Origin of the sequence: Nocardiopsis sp. NPDC006832 (assembly GCF_040635885.1) — a bacterium.
In the GTDB taxonomy this organism is placed as follows: domain Bacteria; phylum Actinomycetota; class Actinomycetes; order Streptosporangiales; family Streptosporangiaceae; genus Nocardiopsis.
In genome coordinates this window covers 1-8,550 of record NZ_JBEYLC010000115.1, presented here as the reverse complement: position 1 = coordinate 8,550, position 8,550 = coordinate 1, and the positions used below count along the sequence as shown (strand labels likewise).

The following is an 8,550-nucleotide window of genomic DNA, read 5'->3' as shown; positions in this document are numbered from 1 at the left end:
AGGTCGGGCGTCGCGGCATGGGGCTCATGCTTGCGGCCTGACAGCAGCAGCGTGGGGGAAGTGCCCGGACCGTTACCCCTTCTCAAACACGCTCTGAGTGACTGGTCCGTACAGCCGCCACTTTTTGATCAGCACGTTCCTCGGGAGAGCGCCCATACTCAACCCAGTGCTGAGCACGCGCCTCAATCAGCCGCCCTCCTCTTCTGCGCTAGTTTCGTCTTCGATTAGCCCGTAAGGCGGACGGTTCTCGTTACGGCTGTAGCGCACAACAACACTGCCCTCCACTGAAGGTGGCGGGCTGTTATCAGCGATGATGAGCTGCGCTTGGCTACCGCGGTCTGCGAGCCAAACAGAGAGGTGGCGATAGAAGTCGTCGATGGCGACCGCGTCTGCGATCACGGCGTCGCGAGTACCGCCGTGACCGAGGTTTTTCTGAGGGCTGTCGATCATGAGGAAACCGGGGTGCGCGGCGCCTACTTCGACGGCGATCTCGAAGACAGCCAACTGCCAAGCCAAGGTCAGGAGGGTACGGGCGCCGGAGGAAGCTTCTTGGTATGGCTCATCACGCACGAAAGGGGTCAGGTCGGTCTTGATAAAGGGCGTTCTGACCTTCGGGTAGCGCCAAGCTCGCAGGAGCTCACCGTAGCGGTTGCTGATCTTAGAGATGACCCGATCACGGTCGTGGGTGGCGTCTCCGAGCCGTGCCAATTCTTCTCGCAAGCGCGTGATCTGGGCCTCGTGACGTTCTACGATATTTGCCCGTTTGGTGAGTCCTTCTCGGAGCTTGCCCGTGTTCCCGGTCTGTTCAATTTGGCGGAGGATCTGTTCACGTCGGCGGTACAGATCGTCGCGCGCGGCGAGGAAAGGTGAGACTGAAGGTGAAGTTGCCGCGTCCAATGCGGCAGCTGCTTCCTCTTCCAGGATGGCCGCGTCCTCCGCCCGGAGTTTAAGTGCAGCGAGAGAGTCTCCGAGGTCATCGATGTAAGTGCTGATCTCCTTGAGACGGGCCTTGGTAGACCGGATCTCAGCCGCAACATCCACGCGATTGTCACGGGCCTGGCTACCAGCATCGACTGCCCCCAGAACCAGCACCCCGTCCGCGTCAGTTAGTTCATGGCGGCACAGGCTACAGCGTCCATTTTCAGCAGTAGGGGAAGCGGACAGGCGGTTCAGACACGCAGGGCAAGCGGTGACGTTAAGAGGGTCGAAGAGTTGCTGGGCCTCACCCAGCATGCCGAGCTTGAGGAGGTCGTCCGCGTACTGTGCTCGCAGGGGCATCAACCGAGCCAGCTGGGTTTCGCGATCTCTAAGCACTGCTGCCGCCCGACGGGAGTTCTGGGCTGCTATTTTGTGCCTGCGTCTTAGCTGGGCCGCGAAGTCCGTTCTCGCCTGAGCACGACGGTCTAGCTCCTGTAGCTGGCTCGTGATGTCAGCTAGCTCCCGCTCGTGAATAATAGGGGAGGAAACATCGTCCATTGCTGTGGGAGCTTGTTCCTCTACGAAGGCGCGTGCCGCTGTGAGTTCGGCTTTGGCCCGGTTGAGCCGAACTCCAAGTTCCTGGATACGCTGGCCGAGCTCGATAACTCGGTCGTTGTGGACTCCGAAGGCAACGTCGACGACCTGCCGCAGCTTGTGCTTGCGCATGTAGTCGTTCTCGAACAGGAAGTTCTTGTCCGCGATACGCTCATTGGGAAGAAATGTGAGCCACATCAAGTCTCGGAAACTGAGGGGGTCCGTGCGGGATTCACTTTTCGTGGGCGCTTCACGGAGTTGGACACCTTCGAGCTTGCAGTGACTAAGGAGGAGAGATGACAAGCTCTCCGGCGATCCGGGCGGATCGATAGGCCTGCTCTCAGCCCTGGACACAGGCTTGCTGTCGAGCGTTCCACGACGGATAAAAGCCCTCTTTGAGGGCTCTCCGACCGATCGCTCGATCACGTATACCTCTCCGGAAAGCTCGACTTCCAAGAGGCAAGAACGGACCTTCCGCAGTACCTCTTGATGTCGGGGGTGCCTTTTGGCACCGAGCCCGTAGGCAATGAACTCTAACACTGCCGTCTTGCCTGAGCTAAAAGCTCCGGCAACAACAGACAGATTACGCACCTGATGGTCGGAGGTAAAGTCGACGTCGTAGGATCGATCTATCCCAGCCAGTCGCAGATATCGGATTCGGATTCCAGGAAGTGACTCCATGGTAATTATCCCTCCCAGGAAATTTCCGATTCAGGGCCCGGCCCTAGAACAGCCATGAGAGCGGCTGCAGGGTTGCCAGGACTATCCGGACTGATCCACTGTGCTGTCTGCTCTCGTAATCTCTTGTCGCTCAGCTTGCGGAGCTGGCGTACGACAATGTCGGCGGCAGCACTGAACGAGGTAGCGTAGGTGGCTGTGAATTTCCCCCCGAGTTCCTGCCCGATTCCTGTAATCGAATAGGCGAGGGAGCCATTTCGATTGTGGACTCGGCAGCATCCATAGGCGACCAAGAGTGCCAAATCGTGTTGGATGCGCTCACGTCGGCTAGTGAATCGCTGTGATGAGGATGCATAGGCAAGAACCTGCGGATCGAATCCGGCCAACCGAAGGAGGCTTGCCTCCCGACCCTCAGGAGGGACCACAAGGAAGGGATTTGCGGACAGGAAGTCATAGTATCCGATGCGTTCCAGGGTCGCCCCGTTTTCGTCCTGCACGGTGACGGCCTTAAGGAGCAGAAGCAGTTGGGCGAGGCGAAAAGGCACCTCGTCCTCCGGCATCATAACCGGACGGTCTGCTTGCACGGCATGCTCCTTATTAGTTGTCGATCGGTATAGGTCGTCAAGAGGTGTCAGCCGTCGACATGACCGCTTGCGATCTGTCGCCAGTGCCTGACCCACCCTGCCCTGCGGCTGTCGACCAGTCGGTGGACCAGACCCCAGCTGTGCGTCACTTCCAGACGCAGTATCTTCGGTAGCTTGTCGTGTTCAGACCGCACCTCGCGCCAAACCCGCCCATGAAGGTCGGTGAGGCAGTCCCTAGCAGAGCACTCGTTAAACTGCAGTTCCCACACTCCATGCAGGGTGGCATCAACTGAACTGAGTGCAGCAATTTCAGTGGAAACACCTTTGTGTGCGACTTCGCGCGCTACCAGGTCGGCATTGAAGAACTGCCTCTTGGCTGAGTCCAGTTCGACGTGACCGGCCTCTGCCATCTGGCGCACGAACAGAGCCGATTCGAGTGCCTCGGCTCTGCCCTCATCCATGTCCAGCACGAGTCGCATCTGCTCCTGTACGGGTGTGGCCGGAGCTGTGAAAGGTTCGTAGTAAGCGCGGCGAACCTGGTCACCTTCAGGGCTCTGTAGCTTTCTCACGAGCTTGGTCTCGTCCCACAGTTCGATAACGATGCCGTGCTCTTTTTCCTTTTTCTTTTTCCAGCCGTCCCACCATTTACTGGCTGGCCCATCCATGCTGGAGGGGATACATAGAATCCATAGCTTGATGGTGTGCCCGTTAGCAGCCGCAGCCTTGAGTCCGTTGGTGAGCGACTCGCGGATTTGCTGCGACTGGCCGGTTGTGGTGAACGGCATGAAGTATTTTGACTGCCATATGGTAATATCGCCCCCGAGATCACCTGCGAAGGCGTCAATTCCCCAGTCGCCTGGGTTTGCAGCAATCATCCGGACATTCGGGTAGGTCGCACTGGCGAGCTGTGCAAGCATTTTCTCGAATTCAGCGCGTGCGCCGTCCGCGCTTCCAGTCCGGAGTTCGTGCACTCCAAAATGAATAGGAGGAACACCAGCTGCCACCGGCATGGAGCTATCCAACCTGCACCCTCGCATCCCGTAGGCATCCCAAGCCGCCAAGCCAAACGAACTCAGCGAGCTACTCTTCCTACACCACACACAACGGGTCTCATGGTACTTGTTGTGGAATCACTCAATCAAGGTTCATACGGCCATAGAAGCTTGGCAGTGGCAAGGTGTATGAGAGCTGTGGGTGGTGTGGCGGGGCAGAGCGCTGTTGCCATTAGTCGATCACCGACATGTGTTCCGTGCTGTTTGGTAGACACGAACTCGCTAGCCGCCGAGCATTGACGTCGCTGTATGAGCTCTCCGACCGGTCCGCTACACCAGCAGCAGGAGTCACGACCTCCCCAGGAGTACAAGTGGATCCGAGGTTCACTTGCAGAGCGGCAAGAGCACAAGAGCAATCGTCCGAAACCTCGTCCGCGACCATCGGACGCTTCGCCTGCTTGCGTGCTCCGTTTGTGCTCCGCAGTTTTGGACCGGGACGTCAGCGGGTGCCACAATGCGGCACAGAACGACATCCCGATTCGGATGGTGCGGGACACAACGACACGAAGTGACACGGGACGGTACGCGACCAGGGAACTTCTAATCCGACGGTCGCAGGTTCGAATCCTGCCGGGTGCGCCACAAAACCCCAGGCCAGAGGGGGTAAACGAGGACCTCAACCGAGGTCCTCGTCGTATTTCTGGGCCATGTGTGCTCCTCGTGTGCTCCCCAGTACAAGGTCAGTGCAGATGGGGCTCGACCTCGCGGAGCCATGGCCGTTTCCGGACAGCAGTAAACACCGTTTCACCCTGAATCATGGCTACTACGTACGGTAACGTCCCGGTTGCTCCCTCACGCCTTGAACCAGTAGGAATCCCTATGTCCACCGGGGTTAACCCCATCGAAGCGATGAACGAAGCCGAACAGGCCGAGGAACTCGCCATCCGCACCATCTCAGCAGCCCCCGCCCTCGAAGACATCACCGATGAACTCAAAGAAGCCGTCTCCTCCTACGTCGCCTCCGGCGTAGAGAGCTTTGAGATCAAGACCTTCGAAAACGTCAGCCAACTCGCCCAGAACTCCGTGAACCTCGCCCAAGACGTACAAGGAGCCGACCTGGAGATCGCGGCCACCGACCACGAGGCCTCGGATGAGTTCCGCGACGGCCTGGACCTGTTGGACATCCCCGTCAACTTCTGACCCCGACCAGATGAGCACACCGACATGACGACTGGATCCACCCCCGCGCTGGGGCTTCCCGGCGACATCGACGCCGACCCCGCGACCATCCGCAGTGGCGCCGAATCCCTGGTCGAGTTGCGTCTGTCCCTCACCGGCCAGACCGAGGAGACCGACGCCGGGTTTCGTAGCAGCGCGGGCGAGTTCACCGATCTTGTGGCTTGGGACATCACCTCGGCCGCCGCCGACGAGCTCATCCTGTGGGAGGACACCACGCGGGATCTGACCTACGGGGCCGCCACCTTGAAACAGTGGGCCCAGGACATCGAGGACTATCGGGCCAAGCGCGCCAATATCGAGGACAGGTTCAATACGGCCCTTTCCGAAAGGGTCGCCGAAGAACCCGTCGATCTCCTCAAGGAAATGCTCCTGGAGGAACACCAGGGTTACTGGAACACCCTGATGGAACAGGCCGAGGAAACCTCCGACTCCCTGCGGAACGGACCCTCCGCAGATGCCTTGGCACGCATGGCACAAACCGGGCTGTTGACCGGCACCCAGCTCTCCTACTTCGGCGATTCCTACCCCGGCATGCTCCCCGACGATCTTCCCAGCCCGGACGATCACCCCTCCACCGTCAATACCTGGTGGCACTCCCTGGACGAGTCCGAACAACAGCAGGTCATCGAGGATCACCCCGACCTCCTACGCGACCTGGACGGGGTCCCCACCACCGTGCGCGACCAACTCAACCGGGACCACCTGGACGAGGAGATCGATCGGCTGGAGGATGAAGTCGCCGAAGCCGAACAAGAACGCGATGAGGCCATGGACTCCCTGAACGACTCCAGCGGAGGGTTCGGTGCCTACAACTTCCAGACCGACCTGACCGACCTTCAGGAAGAACTCGACACGCTGACCAGGCTGCACGAGAACCTCAACGCCGAAGGCGCCGACAGATACCTACTCGCCCTCGACCCCAACGATCGCGGGCGAGCCATTGTGTCCAACGGCAACCCCGACACCGCCGACAACGTCGCCACCCTCGTCCCGGGCACCACGACCACCTGGCAAAGTGTCAACGAGCAGACAGACCGGGCGGACCAGCTCCTGGAGTCAGCAACGACCGCTGACCCGAACACCGATCACGCCGTGATCAGTTGGATCGGGTACGACGCACCCAATATCGCCGAGGCAGCCGGGACTGGACGCGCCGAGGGTGCGGTCGATGAGCTGAGCCGATTCCAGGACGGTCTGCGTGCCACCCATGAGAACACCACACGCTCGAACAACACCGTCATCGGGCACAGCTACGGCTCCACCGTCGTCGGACACACCGCACAAAGCGAGGCCGGCCTCAACGCCGACGAGCTCGTCCTGGTAGGCAGTCCCGGCACGAACGCCCAGCACGCATCCGAACTCGGGTTCCTCCCCGAGAACGTGCACGCCTCAACAGCCAAGAACGACGGCATCACCGGTCTCACCGACCTGACACACGGCGCCGACCCCACCAGCCCCGAATTCGGAGCAACCGTGTTCGACTCCGACGAAGGCAGCGAAGGAGGCCCCTGGCCACTCGGAGCCGCCCACTCAGAATACTTCCACGAGGACACCGCCTCATTGGAGCACATGGGCGAAATCATCGCCGGCAGGCACTGACTAGGGAACAAACATGGCACTGACAGCACGACTGGTCTACGTTGTCACCCTCGGGCTGGCTCTGAGCGCGTGTGGACCGACACAGGATGGAAACACCGAGATGAACGAGTCCATGACCCAAGATGAGGCCGCCACAAAGGTCCAGGAACACATCGACGGTACTCTCACCGCACTTCCTGACGAAGCCGAACTTGAGACGAGGCGCGGTACCCTCTTCGCTGCCTGTGACGACCCCACAGACGGCGGATCAAGGGACCGAGTCACAGTCAGTGAGACCTTCTGGGTTCGCGGACTGCGGGTCGAGGATAACGAGACAAACGTCGACCTGGTACTCGAGTACTGGAACAGTAACGGCTACGAGGTAGTGCGGGACAGACGACCAGAGAAGACATCGATATCGGTTAATCACGCTGAGGACTCATTCAGTGTCTCCGTGCGTATAAGCGATGATGGAAGTTTCTCTCTCGCTGCCAGTTCTCCTTGCGTGTGGGCCGAGGGCACCCCGAACCCCTGAAAATTTTTGCACCTGTCCCGAAATTACCCTCTGTCCAGCAATAGATTCTGAAGACTTCCCATTCCTCTTATCCGAAAGATTCGCACCCACATCGAAACAGGAAATATATAAGGACGGCCAGGACAACCACCAGCACAGAATCATAGGGCTGGAGATACAGAAAAACCTCGACCAGCCCTTTGATCCGATGGTCCATCGGCCCCAGACATGAGGAAACCCCAGGCCAGGACGGGTGAACCCGTATCCTCACCTGGGGCCTGTGGCCCTTGTGGGGCTCCTGGTGTGCTCGGCGGTACCGGCTACCGCACCGGGACCAAACCACTCACCGGCGCCGAGGTTCCGCGCAGCAAAGCGGCGGTGGCTTCGGCCGCTGCTTTGGCCACCTCGGGAAACACCGTCTGGTAAGTGTCCTGCGTGAAATGGGTGGTGGAGTGGCCCAACTCGGCAGAGACCACCTTCACGTCCGTTCCCGCTGCCAGAGCCATCGAGGCGGCCCCGTGCCGGAGCCCGTGCAACGTGATCGGCGGCAACCCGGCCGCCCGTGCGATGCGGGTAAACCAGTCACTCACATGCGAGGGGTGCCACCCCTGCCCGTCTTGTCGGGTGAACACCAACCCCGAATCCGACCACTCCGCCCCGGCCTTGAGCCGGGCTTGGTTTTGGAACTTCTTCCAGCCCCGCAACACCTTGACGGTGTCGGCATCCAAGGTGATGGTGCGCTGGCCCGCCTCGCTCTTGGGCGTGGAGGTGAAGGTTTGCCAGGACAGTTGCACCACCTGGGTGCGGATATCGGCCTCTCCATCGGTGAGGCGGGTGTTGGACCAGGGCAGGCCGACCGCTTCGCCTCGACGCAATCCTTTGACGGCGATCAGGTGGAACAGCGGGTGCAACCACACGTACTTCCGCGCGTGCGTAAGAAAGCGCCTGGTTTGTTCCGGGGTCCACACCATCACCTCCCCCGGAATGCCCCCGTCCTTCTCCCACTGACGAACCCGACCCGGGGTCCACACCAACGGTTTCTTCCTCAGACATGACGGCAACCTCGCGTGGGAGGCGGCGTTGATGTTCACCACCTCTTCGGGGTTACGTACCGCGTCCGACAGGGCGCTACGCAGCGTGGCGCGGATCCGGTGCTTGGTGGACAACGAGATCACCCGCTGGTTACGGACCGAGGCCCGCACCTTCTCATCCTCGGGTTCCCGACATTCCATGATGCGGACGTTGCTCTCTTCGATCGCGTCGAACATCGCCTCGACCTGGCGTGAAGTGAGCCGGTCCAACCGCACCTTGCCCAAGTGCGGGATCAGATATTTGCGGATGTGCCCCTGGTAGGAAGCCCGTGAGCCTTTTTCATCCTGAAGGTGCAGGTCACAGCCCCGTACCGGTCTCCCCGAACCCCTTCTGAACAGCAAGAAGCCCCTGGTAGGTGGGT

The 8,550-nt window shown here is 60.2% G+C and carries 7 protein-coding genes; 3 read left to right on the top strand and 4 right to left on the bottom strand.

The features are described from left to right. Positions 1–186: 186 nt before the first annotated feature. From ABZ717_RS28075 to ABZ717_RS28065, 3 genes are all read right to left on the bottom strand, one after another. The gene (locus tag ABZ717_RS28075) at positions 187–1,713 is read right to left on the bottom strand and encodes a hypothetical protein (protein ID WP_358516110.1); all 1,527 of its coding nucleotides are present in this window, start codon (positions 1,711–1,713) and stop codon (positions 187–189) included. A gap of 485 nt (positions 1,714–2,198) precedes the next feature. Further along, complete coding sequence (locus ABZ717_RS28070; RefSeq protein WP_358516108.1) at positions 2,199–2,774, bottom strand: ABC-three component system middle component 2; 576 nt, start codon at positions 2,772–2,774, stop codon at positions 2,199–2,201. Between the two features lie 47 nt (positions 2,775–2,821). Continuing rightward, the gene (locus ABZ717_RS28065) at positions 2,822–3,784 is read right to left on the bottom strand and encodes a hypothetical protein (RefSeq protein WP_358516105.1); all 963 of its coding nucleotides are present in this window, start codon (positions 3,782–3,784) and stop codon (positions 2,822–2,824) included. An 861-nt stretch (positions 3,785–4,645) separates the two neighbouring features. Between ABZ717_RS28065 and ABZ717_RS28060 the strand changes: the two genes are divergently transcribed. The 3 genes from ABZ717_RS28060 to ABZ717_RS28050 are packed head-to-tail and all read left to right on the top strand — an operon-like array spanning position 4,646 to position 7,118. Then, the gene (locus ABZ717_RS28060) at positions 4,646–4,966 is read left to right on the top strand and encodes a hypothetical protein (RefSeq protein WP_358516102.1); all 321 of its coding nucleotides are present in this window, start codon (positions 4,646–4,648) and stop codon (positions 4,964–4,966) included. A gap of 24 nt (positions 4,967–4,990) precedes the next feature. After that, complete coding sequence (locus tag ABZ717_RS28055) at positions 4,991–6,604, top strand: alpha/beta hydrolase (protein ID WP_358516099.1); 1,614 nt, start codon at positions 4,991–4,993, stop codon at positions 6,602–6,604. Positions 6,605–6,617: 13 nt separating this feature from the next. Continuing rightward, on the top strand, positions 6,618–7,118 hold the full coding sequence (locus tag ABZ717_RS28050) for a hypothetical protein (RefSeq protein ID WP_358516096.1): 501 nt from the start codon (positions 6,618–6,620) through the stop codon (positions 7,116–7,118). 299 nt (positions 7,119–7,417) lie between these two features. On the opposite strand, the gene ABZ717_RS28045 is transcribed toward ABZ717_RS28050, so the two are convergent. Then, the coding region (locus ABZ717_RS28045) for a site-specific integrase (RefSeq protein ID WP_358516093.1) at positions 7,418–8,550 on the bottom strand (1,133 nt) is incomplete at its 5' end.

Bases quoted from the DNA above. Each gene is read 5' to 3' on its own strand.
- ABZ717_RS28060 (WP_358516102.1), top strand. From the start codon at position 4,646: ATGTCCACCGGGGTTAACCCCATCGAAGCGATGAACGAAGCCGAACAG.
- ABZ717_RS28050 (WP_358516096.1), top strand. From the start codon at position 6,618: ATGGCACTGACAGCACGACTGGTCTACGTTGTCACCCTCGGGCTGGCT.
- ABZ717_RS28065 (WP_358516105.1), bottom strand. From the start codon at position 3,784: ATGCCGGTGGCAGCTGGTGTTCCTCCTATTCATTTTGGAGTGCACGAA.
- ABZ717_RS28055 (WP_358516099.1), top strand. From the start codon at position 4,991: ATGACGACTGGATCCACCCCCGCGCTGGGGCTTCCCGGCGACATCGAC.